This is a genomic window from Rickettsia philipii str. 364D (genome assembly GCF_000283995.1).
GTDB classification, from domain to species: Bacteria; Pseudomonadota; Alphaproteobacteria; order Rickettsiales; family Rickettsiaceae; genus Rickettsia; species Rickettsia rickettsii.
The window spans coordinates 746062-768342 of the sequence record NC_016930.1 but is presented as its reverse complement, the minus strand read 5'-3'; the positions used below and the strand labels follow the sequence as shown (position 1 = coordinate 768342).

Here is a 22281-nt window from a genome sequence, read left to right as displayed (position 1 = left end):
TCTTTTGAATCGGCTCACGCTTTTCAAAATATTTCTTATATGCTGGATCATATATTGTAGTATCCATTTTAACTTTCACATGTCTTACAATCGGTAAATATTTCATTTTGAGTCTCTTTATTCAGACTCTTAGGTTCATCTAGTGACATAGATGGTTGCCTAGCGGAAACAACTCTTTGATACAACCTCGTTGTCACAAACTATTCTATTAAAAGGTTCTTGCACGATAAACTCAAAAACATGATCTCTAATACGTCCGATTGTATCCCATACAAATTCTGGAATCTGCTTAAAACCGTCATATCCAAGCAAAGCAAAAATAGTATTATTAATTAACTTATTATCATATATAACATAAGCTCTTTCGCTATAGTATATTTACCCGTCCTGGGCTTTCCTATTAAATAGATAATATTTTAGAGGCAATTTCTATAGCCCTTCACTTTGAGTTATCGAACCAAGTATTATAGAAGTTTCTACAAGATTCAAAAACATCATATTGTCCACTCTGTAATCTTACAAAATCTTCCGTTAAGAAGAGGTTGTCAGTTCTAGTGTTTAATCTTTTTAATCGTTCTTCAACCGGACAAAAGATTCCTGAAAAAGGTTATTTTGTAACCATTTAGATATTTAAGATAAAATTTAGCAAGTTCTTGAGCATCCAGACCATCTAGTGCCGTATCGATTACAATATTAAAATTTTTATCTAATCATGCTTTTGCGGTTGTAAGCAATATCAACGCAACAATTTTTCTTCTTGCTAACCTATTATTATTAAAACGACCTTTTAGTCTATCATCATTGTTTTCAGTGCCGGCCTCATTTTCTGCAAACTTAAATTCTATAGGAAAAATCGTACTATAAAACGCTCCGACTTGATCAATTTGTAAATGAATAAATTTATTATTAGATTGCCTACAAATTTCTTTGGCTATTGTTGTTTTACCTGCACAAGAAGGACCGTTGATTATTATAACTTGATTCATATTTAACTAATCTCAATTATGATATAATAAATCGTCCCACAAGTAATTTTTAGAAAAAATATATTTATGTATAAACTTATCAAAGTAGTTTATTTACTTTTAAATCTTGCTTCAAGTGCCTTATCTAAAAGCCAAATATGTTCTTTTTCAAGTATTTCATAACGTAATTGTTCTTTTTCTTTATCTATAATATGCTTCGATTTAACATGATCTTTGATGAAAATTGAATCACGATAACTATTAAATATTTTCATAAAATCATTTAAAATTTTAACTTCACTATATAATTATGCACTTAAGTAATAACTCCATTAGGCTTATGCGTTGCACACATTATAGCGAGTGGAAAGAATACCATCGCATACGAGCTGAACAAATCTTTGATACTATAAACGTAAAATATGATTCTAACCATACAACTATAACGGCAGAGAATCATTATCATTTTGTGTTATATAAAAGAGTTAAAATCGTTGCAACTGCTCATATAGAATTTTTCAATGAAAATGAATTGGCACTAAGGTCACTTGTAGTAGATAGGCCTTATCAAAATCAAGGATTCGGTAAATATACAATGAAGCTTGCGGTTTTAAACCATTATTTAATTTAAAGCCACAAAACTATGAATTTAATATGGTGTATATGGTTAAGAATCTAGAATCTAACAAATCCTCTACAAAATTTAATTCTGCTTGAGCAAGACGCACGGGGCTATGGTTTTGATTGGCCGGATCATGAGATGATTTTAGAGCAGGCAATAGATGAATGTAGAGAGATAAAAGAAGCTATGGACGATGCCGAACCACCGGAAAGAGTACAAGAAGAAATAGGGGATTTGCTCCATACGGCGATTTCGTTGTGTATTTTTTCAGGGTTGGATGTTGAGACAACGCTTAGCAAGACAAATGAAAAATTTGAGACACGTATGAGAGCAATAAAAATGCTTACCAAAAAGCATAACCTGCCAAATCTGCAAGGACAATCCGTAGAATTTATGCTGAAGCTTTGGAAAGAAGCAAAAGAGATAACTAAAAATGTTAAACCCTAAAAGTATTCTTAAATTAATAATCTTTCTTAGTATATTTTTACTTACTTTATACGGAGTAAATTTTGCTTTGCATTGGCAATAATCCCGACGTAAATAATGAAGTAGCTGATGATATAGGAATTTGTTTATATAAAAATGCTCATCAAAGCCTACAGGTTAATTCTATGGGAATAGCATTTAATATTTCCTATACCCCAAATGCTGAAAAAGACTGTTTTAATACATCTTTCCCTATTATTCATACTAAAACAGATGCAAAACATAATACTTGGCTTCACATAGTTCGCACTGATTTGCTCGGATAAGGAATTACAAGAGTTTATAGACGGTGATATAAAACTCAATTACCCATTTTACACTTTAGAACAAGATTTTTATGATTCTCCTTTATGGTACTACACACTTTTCTCTAAACCTTTATCTTACTGGATCGGTCACGTTTATGCCATTAAAATTGATCATGAGCGTAAAACAATAACAGTTATAGACGGTATCAAATGGGGGTTTAAGCTCTCGTATTTTCCCATTAAGCCGAGAATGATTTTACCATCGCCGCTTAGTTTAGAAGACTAGCAAGAGGATTGGAATATTTTTACAGAAGAATTAAAAGGATATACAACACATTAAACTATCACTCAAATATGATCTCTTTAAGATTTTTGAGAAATTTATTATTTACTCAAGTGGCATAATACGCTCAAAATATTTATCCCTTATTCCTAAAAACAAATCAAAAAAAGTAGAGCTAACTGCACTTTGTAAACGGCAACACTCTATTTTAGAATTTTTTATTGTCCACTTCTCCCCAAGTGCTTTACTTACTTTTTTATGTATATTATTTATAATTATACTAACGATGTTATCTGCATCATATTCATCGTCTTTCAATGAGATATAATATATTCATATTTAGCAATTTGATGCCATATATCACTGACTTCTTTTTTCCATGATGAAGACCATTCGCCTTTAACTATATTTCGCACAGAATTTAAATATTCTTTTTTTTCTTCAATATCCATATTTAGGCAAAAGATCCCATAACACTTTGTTTGGATAATAGTCTGTTAATGCGTTTTCTTGATTGAATTTGAAGGCGTCAAGACTGTTTGTTAAAGGATTAATTAATACAAAATCTCTACGACCTAGATGTCCCTACAATATGATCATTTAAATCTTCGTCCGGTGTTAAACTCGGTACAGAATATCCTTTTAAATATGGCTTTACAAATTCAAGGTCTTCAGCAGCAGAATGTTCTACTACACTTAATAAATATAAAGCATCTTTTAGAGTTAATTCTTCAATTGGCGGAGCTTTAATATTTTTATACAAAAATGTATATATTAAAATATGTCTTTTTGCTTCTTCTTCAGTTTGTTTTTGCTGTTTTATAGATTTCTTACAATTATCACATGAACAACTAGAGTTATTGTTATGATTACATATAGGACCCAATAGAGCAAAACTCGTTTCTCCATAAACATAGCTATAATAATTTCTACTCTTTAGCTTAATAACTAAATTTGTATCTCGGTAGTATTTACAGAATAATTTATGATGCGTAACAAGCGGAAATCAACTAACTAAACTATTGGGAGATACATTAACATTAAATTCTTCTAATTTAGCTATTTTCTCATAGTTATAATAACGTTTTATTAAATCTTTGATTTGTTCTTCTGTTAAATGTGATAAATCTTTATGAGTCATAACTTAATATAAATTAATTGATTCTTAGGTATATAATTGTAACTTATAAAATTACAGCTGTAATAAAAAAACAATATAAATATACAACTATTTTTATTATAAAAGTAAAAATAGAAATTAAAAGACTATCAATATGAGGTAATTAGTAAACGATAAGCTTTGTAAAAAGCTTTTAGACTTTATAAATGTAATAACAAATGCATATGAAACTTTTAAATACTCGACAGTGGAAACCTTGATTACTATTGGGCTTTCCGGTTCGATAAACTACAAAAATTGGCTAACTGTCCAGACTAGAGCATGGTAAGTTAGTATTACAGAAAAAAGATATTTTTGTTTAGGTAAAGTTGATGGTAATATTTTAACAGTCCGTTTTACATTCCGAGATAATCATATAAGAATTTTTAGAGCAGGATACTGGCGCAAAGGTAAGAGAATTTATGAGCAAGAGAATAAAATACACTGATGGGGAAATAGGGGAAGTAAAAATAGTAAAAGATTTCTTGCCGCACCCTAGAGAACTTTTATTAAAAGATGATTCAGTAAAAGTAACCATGTCTTGAAGTAAAGAGAGCGTAGAATTTTTTAAATCAGAAGCAGCAACTGCACATGTTCCTTTACTAGATAAATATACTAAGTATTATAAAGAAAATAAACGAGCATAACATACTCTTCTGCTTTTAAGAATTGCTCTTTGTTATCTGCATGAATTCACGTACTCACTTATTAAGTATAAACTGTACACACTCACCATTTGATAACAAATTCAATTCTTGAAATCATGCGAGTATACAATAAACTGAACTGGCGGAGAGAGGGGGATTCGAACCCCCGACACGTTGCCGTGAACACGCTTTCCAGGCGTGCGCCTTAAACCACTCGGCCATCTCTCCCAAATGTTTAGCATTGCCTGTATGGCTTCCTATGTCATTCTCACAAGGTATTGATGTTGTTGCATAGAGTAAAAAGCCTACTCGATATCATCCCAGCGGAAGCGAGGATCCCAAAAAATAAACCTATAACAACAAGTTTTTTATAGGTTTTACTGGATTCCCGGTTTCTCGCGGGAATGACATAAAACAATCTATGCCACAAAGCCTTTAGTCGCTTGCAATGACTACTCGGGTATCCATACGACAAAGCTAAGACTTATTCTGAGAAAAAATATTATTAGCTTCTTCTAGCTCATTTTTAGTGTTAACACCAACAATTAAATCATGATCAGTAGATAATAAATATGAAACTTTTTCACCGTGATTTTTACATATTTTTACTATTTCAGTTAAATAAACTTCCTTATGACCGTTAGTATTAGTAGCAAATAAAGGTAAGTATTTATTTAAAATTTCGCTACTGAAAGCCATAATACCTGAATTACAAAGCTTTATGTTTTTCTCTTCTGCGCTTGCATTTTTATGTTCGATTATCTCTAAAAATTCACCATTTTTATCAGTAGATATTCTCCCATATTGACCCGGATTTGCTCTCTCAAAGCTTAAAGTCACTAATGCAGAATTAGTAAGGCTTAAATAAGCTATTAATTCATGCATAAGTTTTGGAGTAATAAGAGGATGATCAGCGTACAAAACTAATATTGTTTTATTTTTATTAATTAAATCTATTGCTGCATAAGTAGCATGAGCTGTGCCTTTAGGTTCTGCTTGCAGTACAAAGCGACACATATTTTCATAGGGCATTAAATGTTTTTTAAGTTCTTCTGAATACACTATAATTACATCATTTGTAACGTTAAGCGAATTTTTTAATACCGTTTCAAGCATTGGAACTCCACCGACTTGATGCATTACTTTCGGTAAATCGGACTCCATTCTAGTACCTTTACCTGCTGCTAAAATAATTATTTGATAATTTGCATCGTTATAAGTCATGGTTCTCCTTGTATTATTTCGTAAACATCATCAGATAACTCATAATTCCCAAAAACTCTTTGCACATCATCGCTTTCTTCTAAAACTTCCACAAGCTTTAGTAATTTTGCGGCTTTTTCCTTATCATCTATAATTATTGTATTTAATGGGATCCAGCCTATATACGAATCTTCAGGTATGCCGTATTTGCCAGTGAAAAAGTCTAGCACTTTAGAGAAATTTTCAACATCCGTATAGATTGTATGGGTGGTATCATCGGATATAATATCATGCCCCCCGGCCTCTATGACTGCCTCTAAAACATCTTCATTAGATGCTATATTTATTGGATACTGAATAACTCCGCAATGGTTGAATAAATAATTGACACTACCGGTTTCGCCTAAACTCCCACCATATTTAGTAAAACTAGAGCGTACTTCTGCAGCAGTGCGGTTTTTATTATCGGTTAAAGCTTCAACTATTATAGCAATACCATTCGGTGCATAACCTTCATATCTAATTTCCGTATAATTTTCGTTATTAGAAGACTCATTAGCACTATTAAGAGCTTTATCTATTCTTTCTTTAGGGAGATTTTGACTACGTGCAGCGGTTAAAGCATTTCTAAGACGTGGATTATTTTCAGGGTTATTAGAAGAACCGGTTTTAGCTGCAGTAACTATTTCACGAATTAATTTAGTGAAAACTTTTGCTCTTTTTTTATCTTGAGCCCCTTTACGATGCTGAATATTTTTGAACTTTGAATGACCGGCCATATTTATTTCTTTTCTTTCAAAAGTAGTATTATATACTCTGAAGTAAAATGAAAAGTAATATACGAAGATCAACTGGAAAAAGAGCAAGGAGTCTGCAAACCGAGGAGCGGAGCATATAATAAACACTCAGCATCCGAGGACTTACAAAGACGACGTAGCTAATTTTTCAAGTTCATCGAGTATATTTTTTTTCTCCACAAATGATTAATTAACCTTGTTTTGCTTTAAATCTTTTATTCTTTTTATTTATTACAAAAATTTTGCCTCTTCTTTTAACGATCTGACAATCTTTATCACGTTTTTTTAACGATTTTAATGAGCTAACAACTTTCATAAAATATACTTTTACATTTAATTTGGATTGATAATAAACATGTTTATTTAATCAGTCAATTAGGTTCTGTACTCTTGTAATAGAATAATCATAATTATGGCCATTTTTAGTTGCAAATTATAAGATTTTTTTGAAATATGAATAACTATTTCTGCAAAAATCTTATTAATTTTTGCTAAAAAACATCTCAAAATTATAATCATTAATCAAGTGTACAGGACCTAACAATTTAAAGCATTTTTAAAAAATACCATGTTTCGTGGTTTTTAACTATAAATTTAACCAATAATTACCAAGGGATCAAATTATGAATAAATATTCATTATATAACTTTACTCAGGAAACCATAAATGAAATCAAGCAAAATGGAAGAGAATGGAGTTTAAACAAACCATATTATGATGAATTGCTTGTTGAATTACCGAAATTAGTTCAAAAATTTGATCTATCTGAAATAATTACAAAAGTAGATTATAGATTATCCAGGTAAACATGTATCCATATTTAATGCAGTAGGGGAGCTAGCATCATATGCTCAACTTGCTAAATGGGCTGAGAATGCTATTAAAGATGAGCAGCAAGGTGAAAATGAAAAAGCTAATAATCAAGGAAAGCTATAAAAGCAGTATTAGAGCATGCTAAAACATCAGGTATAGATTATTGTAGTTTAATAAGAGGCTGGGAAAATAATAAAGGGGCAGTACAAGGCAATCAGATACTGAAACTTCTTTTAAACAAAGTGAAACAAAATATTGACTTAAGTATAGATGAACTGAAGATAGCTAAAATCATAATAGACGAAGCAAATAAAGGAGGATACGGCTTATACGCTATTCCAAATAATTATAAAAATAATGAAAATGCAAAACATGCAGCTAACGAACATAAAAAATGGTATGAAAGCGTAATTAAAGATGATGATTTTCAATGTTAAGCTTTAAGCTATAGTGTGGATACAAGCTCTATATTGCAAGAAAAAGATCTAATTGATCTATCTGAGGATGATTCTACTATATCTCCAGAAATGTCAAAGGAACAAAATAATCTTAACGATCAACAACTTGCAGCTTTGGTTCATCAAGCAACTGCTCACGCTAACAGAGAGGAAATACCACATATACAACCTTCTACTAGTTCTAATAGAGGAGAGAGCGGTACAGAAGATACTATTTTAGGTATGCAAGCTAAGGATTTAGTAACATTAATTAATGTCGAAGTAAGTAATCTTTTGCAAGCGACAGGAGGCGATATTAATAATTTGTTGGATATGGTACCCGATATATTAGGTAATCCTCAAAACACTAATGATGCTGCTTGGGATTTAGCTTAAATCCTTACCTCTTACATGCTATAACTTCCCTTGCTTCGTAAGATAAGTTATGGTAGGCTAGTTTATCTTATTGTAACTCAAGTTATTTTAGCGTTGCCGGTATGGTTTGGGAATTATGCCAAAATTGTTATTGCGAGCGACTACAAGGAGCGTGGCAATCCAGCAAAACGATAAAAAAATTCTGTAAATCAGAATTGTTTACTGGACTGCTTCGTCAATTACTCTGTAATTTTCCTCTCAATGACGTTAAAACCATACTACTCCTATTATTATCCTTTATCCTCTTCTCTAAGCCGGCTATTGCCGATCCTGAAATAGCTGAATCCTTTAAATGTTCAAAACTTTTTCCTTACTTTGAAAAAAAATTTAATATCCCATCTAATACGTTACATTCAATAGCTTTAAAAGAATCGGGGAAAAAACATACAACCCGTAAAATTACAGTAGTATGGCCTTGGACAGTAAATGTTGAAGGAAAAGGCTATTATTTTAACACAAAAAGAGAAGCCGTAAGTTTTGTTAGAGTAGAGCTTATAAAAGGGCGAGAGAGTATTGATATCGGATGCATGCAGATTAACTTAAGGCATCATTTAGGGGCTTTTAATTCCCTTGAACAGGCATTTGATCCAAATAATAACATTCGTTACGGTGCAGAATTTTTGCGTTCAAAATATGATCAGCTAGGGAGTTGGCACAAGGCGATAGCTCATTATCATTCGGCTACACATTCTTTAGGGTTTAAATATAAACAAGATGTAGTTAAAATAGCAAGTAATATGGCTCTTTATAAAGCATCCTTACATAGTTATCTAAATAATAATGAAGGGGCTTTAGAAGATACAATTCCAGTAAATAATAACAAAGTTCAAAAAAAATCACTTTTTAGTGGCAATAAAAGATACAGAAGTAGTATTATGATACCGGTTCCTGCTAAAATTAATTAATTCTATGAATATTAAATTAATTACATGTTTTTTAATATTAGTAAGTGCGGTAAAAGTAAATGCCGATTTTAACAATATTCAAGATAATTTTGAATATCAGGAAGAGCAATTAATAATAGAATTACCTTGGAGCGATTGTACCGAAATTCATAAATTATTAGAGGAAAAATTATCTTTTTCAGAACAACAAATAAAAAAAGAAAATAAAATTCGTGAGAAATATAAACAATTTTATTTAAAACATAATAATCCTACTAATTTTTCTATGCAATTTCTTGAGAAAAAATCTGAGACTAATGGAGTAGAAACTTTAATATCAGGTTTTTTAAAATTTTGTGAAGATAATTTTCAAACTAGTAAAAGTAAATCTAATTCCCTAAATTATTATATTAAAAAACAACAAGACCAATGGTTTAATGATATAAGAAATGAGAATTACAAAATATATTATAGAAAAAAATACGAAGATAATATCTTTAGAAATAATTAATTAAGGCAACTATATATCTTGTATAACCTAAATTGTTTCGATAATTTTATATAAAATTGTGTTAGTATAGTTAAGTGTTAGATTTTAAAAGTGTTGTTGATTTATTCGAAAAATTACCTACTGAACAAAAGTGCATAATTATTTTACTGATATACGTTGGGCTAACGTAGCTTATTGTCCGTATTGCGGCAACCAAAAGATTTTTCATTATGCAGATGGAACGAATCACAAATGTTAGGCATGTAAAAAGCGTTTTAGTATCAAAGTTGGCACAATTTTTGAAAATAGTAAGATTTCTTTAAAGACATGGTTTACAGCAGTTTTACAAGTTACTACGCAAAAAAAAGTTTATCATCGTTACAGCTTTCAAGAGATATTAATGTTACCCAAACAACTGCATGGTTTATGCTTCATAGGATTAGAGAAGTGACTAAACTAGAAAGTTTTAGTATTCCTTTAAAAAGCACTGTAGAAATAGATGAGACGTATATTGGTGGTAAAGAAAAGAACAAACATCAAAATAAAAAAACTAAAAGTACACAAGGTGGCAGCACAAAGACAACAACCGTTGTAATCGGCATGATAGAGAGAAACGGTAACGCTAAGGCTCAAGTTATAACAAAAGTTAATTCAAAGACCATAGAAAAAATTGCAATAAATAATATTCTAATAGGGTCAACTATTTTATCTGATGAATGGGGAGCTTACAAGGTATTAGAAAAGTTATATAATCATGAATATATAAATCACGACTTAGGTAAATATATAAGAGAGTCTGTGTCCACAAACACGATAGAAAGCTTTTGGGCGTTGTTTAAGCGTGGTATAATCGGACTCTTAATTCTATTAGAAAAAAACACATAGAGAGATATTTAAACGAGTTTGTATTTAGGTACAACCATAAAAACTATAATGTAAGAAATATGTTTAATGCTATACTTTTAAATACAGGTAATTATTTATTTTATAAAGCCTTGGTAGGTCGGTATGAAACTCAAGGTAGTTAAAAACGGAGAATTATCTTTTAACGAGGTTTTAGCAATGATAGGTCAAGCTCCGTTAAAAATTAATTCTCCAGAGATTGCAGAAGACAAAATCCCTAAACCATTTATAAAATTTATAAAATGGACAGGGGAAAAAGAAGCCTTATCAAAGAGTTGTGCTTACGCTTATCTGCTAGTTACAATAATCATTATGAGCCTTTAGGAGGAGCACTTTTTTTTGCACTCGTTCCAGACAAAGCTATTATATCAGATATAAACTTAGATTTCATACAAGGCAGTTAAGGATGAAGCTCGAGCATTAGTTGAGCTGTTAGCTAAGCATAAAGCTAATCACTCTCAAGATTATTACTATGCTGTTAGAAAGAACGCAAATAGCGATAACCCTATTGAGATAGCAACACGTTTCATATACCTTAACAAGACTTTTGTTATAATGGTCTTTATAGAGTAAATAGCAAAGGAGAGTGCAAAGTCCCGATGGGAGCTTATATGAATCCTAATATTCTTGATAAGGATAACATACTTGCTTGCGTGTAGTAAAGCTTTACAAAATGTTGAAATAATATATCAGGATTTCAGCAATATTGCGCCTAAGCCTAAAGATTTCGTTTATATAGACCCGTCATATCAACCTATTAATAATACTTCATTTACAAAATATACAAAGCTTGGCTTTACAGAGGCAGATCAGGTTAAGCTTTATGAAAAATGCAGAGCATTACATAAGAAAGGTGTATATTTTATTTCAAATTCAGATAGCGATTTTATATTATATCATCCAGAACGTCACCCTAATTGCCTAGTTATAGAATCTAAGTGGCAACAATCAGGAGGATCGGTTGATGAAAAATATACTTATCTTGTGCTAAACATAAAAAAACAAGGAATTTATGATACTATAATAATAATTGATGGTGATGGATATAAAAAAGAAGCCTTGAAATGTTTCAAGGATCAAGTTGGCAGTAATTTAATAGAAGTGTTTAGTATGTCTGAATTTACATCTTAGGTAAATAAAAAGAAAATATAGGTTATACAAGTATATAATTCCCTTAATTTATTTCAGTACTTGATTAATGTATACTCACTGTTAATATACAGGGTTATTTATGTTAAAGAATTTTATATTAGTATTGTTGTGTATAAGTATCTCTAGGAGAATCTAATAAGACCGAGAACAATGTTTCAGCGATAGAAAGAAAAAAAGTTTCTAGTAATGATAAACAACTAAAACCTATCTACTTAGAGCATTTTGATCTAACTTCGGATTTAAATCCTACATAAAAAAGCCTGTTGAGTTTAGAATCTTTATCACCTAATAATAACAATACGAAACCTATAATTGTAGATATTCAGGAGAATTTTGAAGGGCTAGATAGAGTTAAAGGGGATGATATTCGCACTGCAAGACAGAGAGAACTTGTTCACAATAGTTTGCTAGGAGATTTTTTAGGGGGTTTTATTTCTCGACCGCCACCAACAATTTTAGGAGAGAAAATTCAAGATAGGAGAAGATTATATATTCAACAGACTAAAGCTAAAAAATCACCGAAATAATTCAGTAGAGGCGATAAGTAACAGCTTATTTATCAAGCATGCAGCTAATGATATAATAAGTCGATTAGGGATGATTGATAAGGATTTTTCGGATATTCTAGAAATATCGGCTAAATGCGGTTATCTTACGAGCTTACTAAAAAATGCTTATCGAAGTGCCGATATTACCGTAACAGATATGTCGCCTTTATTGCTTGATTCTTTTGAGCATAATCATAAATTATTAATCGATGATGAAGATTTAGCATTGCCAAAAGACTCTTTTGATTTAATTATTTATTCATTAGGGTTACACTGGATAAATGATGTACAACGCTTTTTATCTAATATAAGAATATTTTTAAAGTCTGACGGTATTTTTATCGGTAATTTTGTCGGAGGAAATAGCTTAAAGAATTTACGTAAATCCTTAATAGATGCCGAAATAGCAAGTGATTTTAAGCACTCTCCTCATATTGCTCCTTTTATTCATTTTGCTCATGTTCCGATTTTATTTTCGCAAGCAAGATTTGCCGAAGTAATTGTTGACTATGAAAATATAGAGCTAAAATTTGATAATCCTTTAGCTTTAATGAGAGAAATAAAAAATATAGGTGAGGCAAATTCACTAAATGCTAGTCATAATTATGCTATTTCTAAAAAGATGTTTTCTTTACTACAAAATTATAAAAACGGCTTTGAAGATAATATTCATTTAATTAGTTTTATTGCTTCACCAAATAAGAATAGTATAAGATTAAAGTTGTTATAAAGGTGATAGTGGTGTATTTTAGCAGTATTACATCATTGCGAGGAAATTATGTAAGTAATTGACAAAGCAATCTCAGGATATTTGACAAGATTGCCACGCAGCCTATGGCTGCTTGCAATGACGATCCAACAATTTATTAAGGTCAAACAAATATGCAAGAATTTGATTTAGTGGTAATAGGTAGCGGTCCAGCCGGTTATACAGGCAGTATTAGGGCTGCTCAACTTGGTATGAAAGTAGCGTGTATTGAGAAAAGCGATACTCTTGGCGGCACTTGTTTAAATATAGGATGCATACCATCGAAAGCTTTACTTAATTCTTCCGAAAAATATGAAGCAGCTCTAAAACATTTTGAGAATATAGGTATTACTGCGGATGTAAAACTAGACTTACAAAAAATGCTAGCTAATAAAGATAAAGTAGTTCTTGATCTCACAAAAGGTATAGAAAGTCTCTTTGCCAAAAACAAAGTTACTAGGATAAAAGGTGAAGCTAAAATTAGTTCTAGTAATATCGTTGAAGTAAATAAAGAGCAAATTAAAGCCAAAAATATCCTAATTACTACAGGTTCCAGCGTCATAGAAATACCGAATATCAAAATAGACGAAGAATTTATTGTTTCATCTACCGGTGCTTTGAAACTTTCTAAAGTACCTGAGAACTTAATAGTAGTAGGCGGAGGGTATATAGGCTTAGAACTTGGTTCAGTTTGGCGTCGTTTGGGAGCTAAAGTAACGGTTATTGAGTATGCACCGAGCATTGTACCTATGCTTGATAAAGAAATTGCTACACAATTTATGAAACTACAGCAAAAACAAGGTATAGAGTTTAAACTGAATACTAAAGTGCTATCTGCTGAAGTAAAGTCAGGAAAAGTAAATCTAACAATAGAGGAGGACGGTAAGAGTTCAGTAGTAACAAGCGATGTTGTGTTGATGGCGGTAGGCAGAAAAGCCTATACGCAAAATCTAGGGCTTGAGTCTGTCGGTATTATTACGGATAAGCAAGGTAGCATTGAGATTAATGACCGGTTCCAAACAGCAGTTTCCAATATTTATGCAGTCGGTGATGTGGTAAAAGGAGCTATGCTTGCTCATAAAGCCGAGGAAGAGGCTGTAGCTGCCGTAGAAATTATGGCAGGGCAGGCAGGACATGTTAACTATAACTTAATTCCAAGTGTAATATATACTTATCCTGAAGTAGCAAGCGTCGGTGAAACGGAAGAACAGCTAAAAGAAAAAGGCATTAATTATAAAGTCGGTAAGTTTCCGTTTTTAGCAAATAGTAGAGCAAGAGCAATCGGTAGTACGGAAGGTATGGTTAAGATCCTTGCCGATAGTAAAACCGATAGGGTTTTAGGAGCTCATATTATAGGAGCTGATGCAGGTACATTAATTGCCGCGCTTACGGCTTATATGGAATTCGGAGCAGCTTCAGAAGATATAGCAAGAACCTGCCACGCTCACCCAACTTTAAGCGAGGCTATAAAAGAGGCAGCACTTAGTGTAGATAAGAGGACTATTAATATTTGATATATTTCTACGTCATTGCAAGGAAAAACTGTAAGTTTTGACGAAGCAATCTCAAGCGTCCTGCTTTATGAGATTGCCACGCTCCTTGCAGTCGCGGCGTTGTTGCATGGCTTGAAAAACCAGTTCGGTGTCATACCATGGCTTGACCACGGTATCCAGTAAAACCACTCACAATACTAATAATATTAGTATTTTTAACTAGATCCCACGAACAAGTCGTGGGATGACAGAGATGAAGCGCGCCATACCACAAGGCCTTCAGTCGCTCGCAATGACGAATTTAAGGATATTTATGACCAAACAAGAGCTGCGTCTTTATTTCAAAGAATTTTTAATAAAAAACCAAGATAAGATTAATTCCGATTTAGTCAAAAACTCTCTAATCAATAAAATTAGCCGATTATTACAGGAGTTAAAAGTAAAGACAGTAGGACTTTACTTTCCTCTAAAATACGAAATTAACTTACTTGAAATAACAAACTTACATCCTGAAATAAGATTCTTCCTACCGAAAATCATAAAAAATGAGATAAAATATTGTTCTTATCATTATAACGATCAATTGGCTTTAGGGGCTTTTAAAACCTATGAACCTATAAATAATGATTTTTTTATTCCTGAGTTAGTGATTATCCCAGGACTTGCGTTTAGTAAGGAGGGTTATAGACTTGGATACGGCCAAGGACATTTTGACCGATATCTTAATAATAACCGAAATATATTAACCGCCGGAGTTTGTTTAAAAGAACAATTAATAGATAATTTTCTGATTGAATCTCATGATCGTAAGCTTAAATTTATGATTTCGGTATAATAACCTTAACTTTTTATTGTATAAAATATTAATTTATATTTAATTATAAAAATCAACTTAGGGTAAAATGGTTGATATAATAAAAAAATTGTCGTATTGATCGGTGTACCTTTTGCTTTTTTTGCACAAGCAGTTGGAGAGTGGCTAGAAACAGGACAAATATCCGGCGATACTCAGACTGGAGATATTTGCTTTCAATTAGCATTAGTAGGGACACTTAGCCCAGGCCTTTAGTAACTTGCCTGATTATGTATACAACGAATATGTCAAAGTAGTATAAGATAGTGAGATATAAGTTACATTAGTTGGCTAATTTTTTTCTATTCATAATAGGCTACAAGTTATTCGATTTATAGCTTTTTTCTTATAAGTTATTACACAAACTTATTATTTCATCTTTATATTTTTGTTTGTGTAAATATTTGCTTTTTAAATTTAGATTTTTAAAATCCTTATGATTCAATGGCGGGTATTTACTAAGCTTTATTAAATCTTCATCTAAAATAAAATGCTTACGAGGAATATTTATAGTTTGTGCATTCTCTTCACGATAAGCTGCAAGCATTTGAATTTTGTGATTAAAACTCTTATCATCACTTCCATATTTTATTTTTTTCCAAGCATCTTTCGGCTCAACCTTATAATTTCTAACATCTAATAAAGCACTAAGAGTAGTTTGATATTTATTAGTTAAATTATTTCTAACAATTATATTATTTAACTCTTTATATATCTTATACAAATACTCCACGTCTAACATTGCATAATTTAACATATCACTAGTAATAGGGCGTTTTAGCCAGTGAGATTTTTGGTGGGTTTTATCGATAGTAATACCGATTAGCTTATAGCAAAGGTCATCATAGCTTAGCTGTTTACCGAATCCGCAAATATTTGCTGCAATTTGTATATCAAAAACATTAGCAGGTAGTGTTTTAAATAAATTATAGAAAATCTCTAAATCTTCACGAGGAGCATGAAATATTTTAGTAATATTATTATCTGCAAGCAGCTTATTAAAAATATTCAGATCTAAATTGCTTAATGCATCAATTATTCCGCAATATTCTTCTGCTTTAACTTGAATTATACTAAGCTGAGCATAATAAGTATAGCGACGCTCAAATTCCGTATCTATGCTTAAGCATGCCTTATTTGCTAACCGGTTACAAAATTCTTCTAATATTTTTTGATTATCGATAATTTGCATAGAAGCTATTTATAAAGCTCCGATAATTTTTAAGAAAAGATTAGTATGAGATAACGACAGCACCACTTCAAGACCGATTAAAATAATAATAATCCACTCAAGTTTGGTGGAATGTTTATAATTAAGATCGTTTGAAAGAATGTCTAAAAGCTCGTGAATCATATTAAGACGATGATTCATTATATTTTGCCGTATTTCTATGTCTTGAAACTCTGCTGTCATGAGATATAGAGGCTCATAACTCGGACGACGCCAAAAAAATTCTGGAGTATCGAATATATCGCTATGCAAACTGATTGAATAACGCTCGTTAAATAATATACCTATTTGCTGTAATATCTCCTTTTTAGAAAGCGATACGCTACCGGTTCTAGCTAGTTCCTGTTGTATAGGGGTTGTCTGAACAATCAAGTTACTAACAGATTGCTCAAGAACGCTAAGTTTAACCGATTGTGCAAGAGCATGGGAAATAGAAAGTTTAACAAAAACTGATTTATCTGCTAAGATTATTTTATTTTTTTCTTCATCAATAAATGTTTTCTTGACTTCCGTATTATATTCAAAATAAATATAATCGGATACCGGCTCTTTAAGCTTATTTACTGGTACTAAATCAGTATCGCTTAAAACTATTTTTTCTTGAATTTCATCGCCGCCCCAAATAGTTACACAACCAAACGGAAAGAAAAATATCTCTATAAAATCAGAATCTTTATTTATCTCTTTCCGAATATATAAAACATCATCAAAATGTTGAGGTTCAAGACCAATCTTTTTTAAATTAGTCACTAGATCACTCATCTTATATTCGGAAGCAGTACAGTAAGATGAACATCTCATGATTATTAAGTTTAATTTATATAAATTTAGAGTATAGTAGTTAGGAACCTATAAAGTCAATAATATTATAATTATGTATGAAATATTAAGTAATAGAGAAGTTATCAAAATAATAGGTTTCGATTCCGTAAAGTTCCTACAAAATCTCATTACTAACGATATTTGTAAGAGTATAGTCAATTCAGTTGAATTCGGATACAAGGAGCGAGGAGCGAAGCCTATAATAATAGGCGAGACGACGAGTAATGCAGTAGGCGAGTCCAAATCAATTGACTATAATTATTGCTATACTTATTTGCTTAATAATCAAGGAAGATATTTATTTGATTTTTTCGTGTATGTTCATAACCCTGAAGAAATTTACCTTGATATTGATAAAAGTAATAAAGCTGCTTTGATAGAGTATTTAAACTTCTATAAATTTCGCTCAAAAATACAAGTAATAGATTGTAGTAACGAATATAAAGTTATCTACTCACTTCAAAAATTAGATATAGACTCGCTAATTACGGTTCGTGATCCTCGTTATGCTAAGCTTGGTTTCCGCTCAATAAATAAGCTCGATGTCATACCGCTGTGCGGTATCCAGACAATAATTACAAAAGACTGGATCCCGTGGTCAAGCCACAGGGTGATAGAGGGGGAACCGCCCCCCTCAACAACATCTCCCCGTGAAAACGGGAATCCAATATACCTAGAAGATAAATATAATTTTGCAATAATAGATGGTGTGGAAGATTTAATCACAGATAAATCTATTCCAAATATGTATGGTGCTGAGGAGTTAAATGCAATTAGTTTTGATAAAGGTTGTTATGTCGGGCAGGAAGTGATTTCAAGGGCTAAATATCAAGGAGTTATAAGAAGAAAGATATATAAAATTACAGCAGATGAAGATTTATCTTCATTAGTTAAAGATGAAGAAATACTCGCAGATAACAATAAAATCGGCGTAATATGCTCAAGTTATCACAATAAAGCAATTGCCTTAATCAGAGAAGAAAAATATCTTGCCGATAAAGAAGCTGATGTTACAGTTAAAGGGATTAAAATCAACTTATCTCTCGCACCTTGGTATTAAATAATAGTTAATTTTTTAATAATTACTTGACATTTATCAAGTTTTCATGTATTATTATTATAAATAGACACAAAAGATACAAACCATATTTCATGGTATTTTTTATAAAAAAAATATAAATTGGAGACTTTTATGTATACACCTTTTCAATTATTCACTTCAGGAAACATACAATTAATACCGGCTATATTAAACAGAACTAATGTTAACAACAAGCTTAATATTTTTGAAGCTCTTTGTAGTTTAATACCTCAACAATAAGATCAGAATGTTAAAAATGTTTTAGAAAATATTGCTGTACAGATATTAAACAAAATGATCCTCATCCCTGACACTAATTGGGATAAGAAAGATACAAACGGTAATACTATACTTGAATGGGGTATTTGGAGTAATAGCTCCAATGTTATTGATGTATTTCATCATAACCCTGCACTTATGGCAAAATTTGTTTCAACTGAGAAAGCACAAATTCATAATTTTTTCCGTGTTGCTATGGAGTCGCATATTTCTGATGATTTCCGTAAGACACAAATTGAAAAATTTACACAATTAGGTTTAGATATTAATGATCTTGGTCAAGATAATCATATTGCTTTATATTCTACAATAAATATCCGCTTATTACTAATAATCCGAGTAATCAAAATATAAGTTTATTTCAAACTCAAATGGATAAATATTATAAAATAATTGAGAATCTAGTTAAATTTGGTGTTAATCCTTCGCTTGAAGCAAATAATATATTAAATTTATTAGCTACCGGTACTTTACAAATACAAAATACAATATCTAAAATGTCTGATAACGGTCATAAATATTTAGCTCAAGCAGGTTTTAAAACTTTAATAATGAATGTAAAGGAATTAGTAGAAAAAACATTAGGAAAGTGTAATCTTGAAAATTCTACCGGCGGTAATAATATGATTGCTACGCTTGGTAATATAATATGGTCTATTAAACAAGATATTTCAAAAGCATCCGGTCAAGCAAAAACATTGTTAATCAACAATTTTAAAGAACTGAAATCTTTAGCTGAGCCTATAATAGAAAAAATAGTAAAACTTCTTAGAAAAATGCATAAAAATACGCATACAAAACCTGATGTAAATTTCTATGATAAGAGTGGTAAAACACCACTTGATTGGTATAGCGATTATAACGCTACTAAAATCGTAGAAACTTTAATAAAAAATGGCGGTAATGTAAATCTTCAGTGTACTCAAGATGCAGCTGCTCCTAGCCATAGATTATTTTTAAACAATTCAAAAGTATAATGCTAGCAACCCAAAACTGCCAACTCTAAAAGCATTATTAAATAAAGGAAACAAGCCACCGTTTGATCCAAGTATCAAGATGGTAGGTAATAAAAACGGCAGCAGATGTATGAGAAGAGAAAAAAACAGCTATAGTTGATGACAATGATTGTCATAATGCACTTGATGAGTACACAACTTGGTATAATAACGATTATACTGTAGAATCATTAGGTCAGGGCAGTAGCAGTTTAATCTTTATGAATAAAAATGAGTATTGTATGTCATTCCTAGCTAAAAGCGGCCTTATTGCATGGCTCGTTTATGTCATGTCCGCAGAAGCAGGAATTTCAGCATAAAGCGAGCTTTAAAAAAAATCTTTTAAAAAGTTTTGCAGTACTGGATTCCCGCCTACGCGGGAATGACATCGAGTCTTATGACACCCATGTGTATTCGTAGGAATGACATACTTTTTTAACTCCACAAAAATATTGTTTGTTTCTTTTTTTATCTTTATTATTATTTGCATAGAAAATCCCTATAACTTAAATCTATGCCAAATATAGATCTCCTTATTTTTACTAGCTTTTTAGCGATTAATTTGCTAGTTGGACTTCTAAATATCACAAATATAAAAAATATTTGCGAATATGCGATAGGAACAAGGAATTTTTCTACAGGTACAATAGTCGCAACTCTTATTGCTACTTGGATCAGTACTAGTACTTTTTTAATCGATAATTCAAGAATATATACGGACGGATTATTGTACTTATTACCTAGTATATTCGGTAGCGTTATATTATTATTGTCTCAAGATCCGGTAGTTAACACCAATGAATTGTTTTTACGAATCATTAAAAGTTATATAGGATTTAAGGGGTTAATAGTCGGCGTTATTATGGCAATGATAATCGCAAGTACAAACTCTTATATTAACGTTGCAGTGGTAACTTTTACTAATGACATAATTAAAAAAGCTTCATTAAATTATAATTATATAACCGCTACTATAGGATTAATAGGTTTTATTATATCGCTCTACACTAAAGATTTAATAAATCTATTTTTATTATTGACTAGTATCTATTTACCGCTAATCACTTTGCCGTTAATTTTGTTAATATACGGTTTTAAATCAAGTGCTAAAAGTTTTTTTATCGTTATGATTACTGCAATATTAACTATTATATTGTGGCAAATATTTTCTTTAAGAGCAGTTCTAGGTATTTATCCGATACTATCCGCAACTATTGTAAATTTATTCTTTTTTCTTGGAAGCCATTATATTTTAAAGCAACCCGGAGGGTTTAGTTCTTTAAAAGAGCCGCTAACCGTTAAAATAATCAGGCAAGAGAGAGAAAGAAAAGGTTTGACTTTATTTCGTGATCTTAAGAATTTTAACATCTTTAAATATTGGGAAAGTACCCTACCAAATCAAGAAATTACTTATAGTTATGTCGGTATATTTATTTTAATATCGATGTTCTCATCTTTATATATCACATCAGGTAGCAGAATAATGAACCATTTGGAGATATATAATATTATTTACCATACCACACTTATAACTGCTGCAATATTAATTACTTATCCTTTATGGTCTTTAAAGTTTCAAAAGAATTATATTATATCTTTATCTTGGTTTGTGGCTACTTTCGTTATATTAATATTTTTCGGTAGTTTACTTGTTATATCAAGTTAGTTTTGATCAACTGCAATTAATGTGTTTGATAATTAACCTACTTATAATTGCAACGATATTCAGGTGGCAAGCTACTTTACTACTTATGACCGTTACGTTTGCTAGTATAGAGCTTTATAAATATTTTATGGATGAGAAGTTATTAATTAGCATAGGTAGTTTTCAATTCAAAGTAGTATATTCCTAACCTTATTTAGTAGCCTTTTAATAGTATGCTTAAAACCAAGGCAGGAGCAAGAAAAATTAGTTAACCTAAAAAATACTCCTTTAGGTAATAGAGTTAATTATAGAGAGTAGGAATTAGAGAAGTTACTTGATTTGAAACATGAGTTCTTACGTAATATAAACCATGAAATCAATACGCCGCTAACCGGTATTATTAGCCTTGGTGAAACCTTATGGGCTAATTATGATAAATTTAATGAAGATCAGCGTCGCAATGCAGTAGAGGTTATAGCTAAAAGCTCTATTAAATTAAATAGCTTGATAAATAATATTCTAGATTTTTCAAAATTATCCAGTCTTAATGATGCACTCAATAAAAAAGATATAAACTTAAGCGAATTGCTACATGAAAGGATTAAAATATGTAAGAAATTATATCTAAACGGCAAAATCTTAAATTTTGTATCTGATATTGAAAAGAATATAATAATTATATTCTTTTCAATTTTAACTGTGATCCTCATTATATTAAACACACATTCGATAATCTAATAATAAATGCTATCAGCTATTGTAGTGAGGGAATAATAAAAATTGATCTACACATGCAAGAAAATGATATCTTGTTTTATAGTATAAAAGACGATGAATAGGAGTACTGAAAGAGGAATTGCAGAGTATATTCGGTGTATTTGTCGTAAGCTCTAAAACACGTACGGCAGGAGGTAGATGAGTAGGACTTGCATTATGTAAGAAAGTAATAGAACTGCACGCCGGAAAAATTTGGGCAGAAAACGATAAACAGGGAAAGACTACTTTTATTTTTACGATGCCTTTGTAATTGAAAATGTCATTCCGTTGAGCACAGGAATACAG

General features: G+C 31.1%; 34 protein-coding genes, 1 tRNA gene and 3 pseudogenes. 26 read left to right on the top strand and 12 right to left on the bottom strand.

Annotation, left to right across the window (positions count from 1 at the left end; all coding sequences use genetic code 11):
- Positions 1-710 precede the first annotated feature (710 nt).
- Positions 711-986: a phosphotransferase-like protein gene (locus RSA_RS04005; RefSeq protein ID WP_014364803.1), complete on the bottom strand. Its 276-nt coding sequence runs from the start codon at positions 984-986 to the stop codon at positions 711-713.
- Positions 987-1075: 89 nt separating this feature from the next.
- On the bottom strand, positions 1076-1240 hold the full coding sequence (locus RSA_RS08960; RefSeq protein ID WP_014364802.1) for a hypothetical protein: 165 nt from the start codon (positions 1238-1240) through the stop codon (positions 1076-1078).
- 65 nt (positions 1241-1305) lie between these two features.
- Here RSA_RS08960 and RSA_RS04000 point away from each other — a divergent pair, with 65 nt between their 5' ends.
- The 3 genes from RSA_RS04000 (at position 1306) to RSA_RS03990 (ending at position 2339) form a co-directional block, all read left to right on the top strand.
- The gene (locus RSA_RS04000; protein WP_014364801.1) at positions 1306-1596 is read left to right on the top strand and encodes a GNAT family N-acetyltransferase; all 291 of its coding nucleotides are present in this window, start codon (positions 1306-1308) and stop codon (positions 1594-1596) included.
- A 129-nt stretch (positions 1597-1725) separates the two neighbouring features.
- Positions 1726-2034: a MazG nucleotide pyrophosphohydrolase domain-containing protein gene (locus RSA_RS03995; protein ID WP_014364800.1), complete on the top strand. Its 309-nt coding sequence runs from the start codon at positions 1726-1728 to the stop codon at positions 2032-2034.
- Between the two features lie 62 nt (positions 2035-2096).
- Positions 2097-2339 carry a hypothetical protein gene (locus RSA_RS03990; protein ID WP_014364799.1) on the top strand — a complete coding sequence of 81 codons (243 nt, stop codon included), beginning with the start codon at positions 2097-2099 and terminating at the stop codon, positions 2337-2339.
- Positions 2340-2709: 370 nt separating this feature from the next.
- Here the strand turns inward: RSA_RS03990 and RSA_RS03985 are convergent, their stop codons facing one another.
- The 4 genes from RSA_RS03985 to RSA_RS10030 form a co-directional block, all read right to left on the bottom strand.
- A complete protein-coding gene (locus RSA_RS03985) occupies positions 2710-2922 on the bottom strand; it encodes a hypothetical protein (protein ID WP_014364798.1) in 213 nt (70 codons plus the stop codon).
- Entirely contained in the window at positions 2919-3056 is a 138-nt protein-coding gene (locus RSA_RS08955) for a hypothetical protein (protein WP_014362884.1), read from the bottom strand. Before RSA_RS08955 ends, RSA_RS03985 begins: the two co-directional genes overlap by 4 nt.
- A gap of 116 nt (positions 3057-3172) precedes the next feature.
- Positions 3173-3490 (bottom strand): hypothetical protein, encoded by a 318-nt coding sequence (locus RSA_RS03980; RefSeq protein ID WP_014364797.1) that lies wholly within the window; start codon positions 3488-3490, stop codon positions 3173-3175.
- 120 nt (positions 3491-3610) lie between these two features.
- A complete protein-coding gene (locus tag RSA_RS10030) occupies positions 3611-3745 on the bottom strand; it encodes a hypothetical protein (protein ID WP_014362886.1) in 135 nt (44 codons plus the stop codon).
- Positions 3746-4185: 440 nt separating this feature from the next.
- Here RSA_RS10030 and RSA_RS10285 point away from each other — a divergent pair.
- A pseudogene (locus RSA_RS10285) lies at positions 4186-4410 on the top strand (CopG family transcriptional regulator).
- A 140-nt stretch (positions 4411-4550) separates the two neighbouring features.
- Here RSA_RS10285 and RSA_RS03975 read toward each other — a convergent pair.
- The 4 genes from RSA_RS03975 to ykgO all read right to left on the bottom strand — a co-directional run bounded on the left by RSA_RS03975 (position 4551) and on the right by ykgO (position 6726).
- A tRNA-Ser gene (locus tag RSA_RS03975) sits at positions 4551-4638 on the bottom strand.
- A 249-nt stretch (positions 4639-4887) separates the two neighbouring features.
- Positions 4888-5634, bottom strand: coding sequence for a sugar phosphate nucleotidyltransferase (locus RSA_RS03970; RefSeq protein ID WP_014364796.1), 747 nt, complete (start codon positions 5632-5634; stop codon positions 4888-4890).
- Positions 5631-6392 carry a YebC/PmpR family DNA-binding transcriptional regulator gene (locus tag RSA_RS03965; protein ID WP_012150957.1) on the bottom strand — a complete coding sequence of 254 codons (762 nt, stop codon included), beginning with the start codon at positions 6390-6392 and terminating at the stop codon, positions 5631-5633. Before RSA_RS03965 ends, RSA_RS03970 begins: the two co-directional genes overlap by 4 nt.
- Positions 6393-6600: 208 nt before the next feature.
- Positions 6601-6726: a type B 50S ribosomal protein L36 gene (ykgO, locus tag RSA_RS03960; protein WP_004998227.1), complete on the bottom strand. Its 126-nt coding sequence runs from the start codon at positions 6724-6726 to the stop codon at positions 6601-6603.
- 307 nt (positions 6727-7033) lie between these two features.
- Here ykgO and RSA_RS03955 point away from each other — a divergent pair, with 307 nt between their 5' ends.
- From RSA_RS03955 to RSA_RS07605, 15 genes and pseudogenes are all read left to right on the top strand, one after another.
- Entirely contained in the window at positions 7034-7216 is a 183-nt protein-coding gene (locus RSA_RS03955; RefSeq protein ID WP_014362890.1) for a hypothetical protein, read from the top strand.
- 249 nt (positions 7217-7465) lie between these two features.
- Positions 7466-7660 carry a hypothetical protein gene (locus RSA_RS03950; protein WP_012150955.1) on the top strand — a complete coding sequence of 65 codons (195 nt, stop codon included), beginning with the start codon at positions 7466-7468 and terminating at the stop codon, positions 7658-7660.
- A gap of 15 nt (positions 7661-7675) precedes the next feature.
- On the top strand, positions 7676-8056 hold the full coding sequence (locus RSA_RS03945) for a hypothetical protein (protein ID WP_041472346.1): 381 nt from the start codon (positions 7676-7678) through the stop codon (positions 8054-8056).
- A 101-nt stretch (positions 8057-8157) separates the two neighbouring features.
- On the top strand, positions 8158-9000 hold the full coding sequence (locus tag RSA_RS03940) for a lytic transglycosylase domain-containing protein (protein WP_014362891.1): 843 nt from the start codon (positions 8158-8160) through the stop codon (positions 8998-9000).
- Between the two features lie 4 nt (positions 9001-9004).
- A complete protein-coding gene (locus RSA_RS03935; protein ID WP_012719801.1) occupies positions 9005-9490 on the top strand; it encodes a DUF2532 domain-containing protein in 486 nt (161 codons plus the stop codon).
- A 130-nt stretch (positions 9491-9620) separates the two neighbouring features.
- Positions 9621-9728 (top strand): transposase, encoded by a 108-nt coding sequence (locus RSA_RS10475; RefSeq protein WP_155114716.1) that lies wholly within the window; start codon positions 9621-9623, stop codon positions 9726-9728.
- A 68-nt stretch (positions 9729-9796) separates the two neighbouring features.
- Positions 9797-10354: an IS1595 family transposase gene (locus RSA_RS03930; protein WP_014364795.1), complete on the top strand. Its 558-nt coding sequence runs from the start codon at positions 9797-9799 to the stop codon at positions 10352-10354.
- Positions 10355-10477: 123 nt separating this feature from the next.
- Entirely contained in the window at positions 10478-10696 is a 219-nt protein-coding gene (locus RSA_RS03925) for a hypothetical protein (RefSeq protein WP_014364794.1), read from the top strand.
- 266 nt (positions 10697-10962) lie between these two features.
- Positions 10963-11031, top strand: a pseudogene (locus RSA_RS10470) (DNA methyltransferase); the annotation flags it as partial.
- Positions 11018-11503 (top strand): PD-(D/E)XK nuclease superfamily protein, encoded by a 486-nt coding sequence (locus tag RSA_RS06830; protein ID WP_196792859.1) that lies wholly within the window; start codon positions 11018-11020, stop codon positions 11501-11503. The pseudogene RSA_RS10470 and the gene RSA_RS06830, both read left to right, overlap by 14 nt.
- A gap of 100 nt (positions 11504-11603) precedes the next feature.
- A pseudogene (locus tag RSA_RS10280) lies at positions 11604-12051 on the top strand (hypothetical protein).
- A gap of 31 nt (positions 12052-12082) precedes the next feature.
- Positions 12083-12802, top strand: a complete 720-nt coding sequence (locus tag RSA_RS03910) for a methyltransferase domain-containing protein (RefSeq protein ID WP_269208633.1) — start codon at positions 12083-12085, stop codon at positions 12800-12802.
- A gap of 152 nt (positions 12803-12954) precedes the next feature.
- Positions 12955-14334, top strand: coding sequence for a dihydrolipoyl dehydrogenase (lpdA, locus tag RSA_RS03905; protein WP_014364790.1), 1380 nt, complete (start codon positions 12955-12957; stop codon positions 14332-14334).
- 292 nt (positions 14335-14626) lie between these two features.
- Positions 14627-15148 (top strand): 5-formyltetrahydrofolate cyclo-ligase, encoded by a 522-nt coding sequence (locus RSA_RS03900; protein WP_012150945.1) that lies wholly within the window; start codon positions 14627-14629, stop codon positions 15146-15148.
- A gap of 96 nt (positions 15149-15244) precedes the next feature.
- Entirely contained in the window at positions 15245-15382 is a 138-nt protein-coding gene (locus RSA_RS07605) for a hypothetical protein (protein ID WP_012150944.1), read from the top strand.
- A gap of 130 nt (positions 15383-15512) precedes the next feature.
- Here the strand turns inward: RSA_RS07605 and RSA_RS03895 are convergent, their stop codons facing one another.
- Positions 15513-16358, bottom strand: a complete 846-nt coding sequence (locus RSA_RS03895; RefSeq protein ID WP_014364789.1) for a ribonuclease D — start codon at positions 16356-16358, stop codon at positions 15513-15515.
- Positions 16359-16367: 9 nt separating this feature from the next.
- Positions 16368-17159 carry an RMD1 family protein gene (locus tag RSA_RS03890; RefSeq protein WP_012150942.1) on the bottom strand — a complete coding sequence of 264 codons (792 nt, stop codon included), beginning with the start codon at positions 17157-17159 and terminating at the stop codon, positions 16368-16370.
- A gap of 112 nt (positions 17160-17271) precedes the next feature.
- Here RSA_RS03890 and RSA_RS03885 point away from each other — a divergent pair, with 112 nt between their 5' ends.
- From RSA_RS03885 to RSA_RS10465, 7 genes are all read left to right on the top strand, one after another.
- A complete protein-coding gene (locus RSA_RS03885) occupies positions 17272-18279 on the top strand; it encodes a CAF17-like 4Fe-4S cluster assembly/insertion protein YgfZ (protein ID WP_014364788.1) in 1008 nt (335 codons plus the stop codon).
- A gap of 315 nt (positions 18280-18594) precedes the next feature.
- Positions 18595-18933 carry a hypothetical protein gene (locus RSA_RS03880; protein ID WP_012150940.1) on the top strand — a complete coding sequence of 113 codons (339 nt, stop codon included), beginning with the start codon at positions 18595-18597 and terminating at the stop codon, positions 18931-18933.
- Between the two features lie 17 nt (positions 18934-18950).
- Entirely contained in the window at positions 18951-19556 is a 606-nt protein-coding gene (locus RSA_RS03875; RefSeq protein ID WP_012150939.1) for an ankyrin repeat domain-containing protein, read from the top strand.
- A 532-nt stretch (positions 19557-20088) separates the two neighbouring features.
- Positions 20089-21240, top strand: a complete 1152-nt coding sequence (locus tag RSA_RS08945; protein WP_231284202.1) for a hypothetical protein — start codon at positions 20089-20091, stop codon at positions 21238-21240.
- Complete coding sequence (locus RSA_RS09530) at positions 21224-21427, top strand: hypothetical protein (RefSeq protein WP_231284201.1); 204 nt, start codon at positions 21224-21226, stop codon at positions 21425-21427. The genes RSA_RS08945 and RSA_RS09530 overlap by 17 nt, the downstream gene beginning before the upstream one ends.
- A gap of 131 nt (positions 21428-21558) precedes the next feature.
- Positions 21559-21957, top strand: coding sequence for a sensor histidine kinase (locus RSA_RS08940; RefSeq protein ID WP_014364787.1), 399 nt, complete (start codon positions 21559-21561; stop codon positions 21955-21957).
- 208 nt (positions 21958-22165) lie between these two features.
- Positions 22166-22246 (top strand): hypothetical protein, encoded by an 81-nt coding sequence (locus tag RSA_RS10465; RefSeq protein WP_075807953.1) that lies wholly within the window; start codon positions 22166-22168, stop codon positions 22244-22246.
- Positions 22247-22281: the final 35 nt, after the last annotated feature.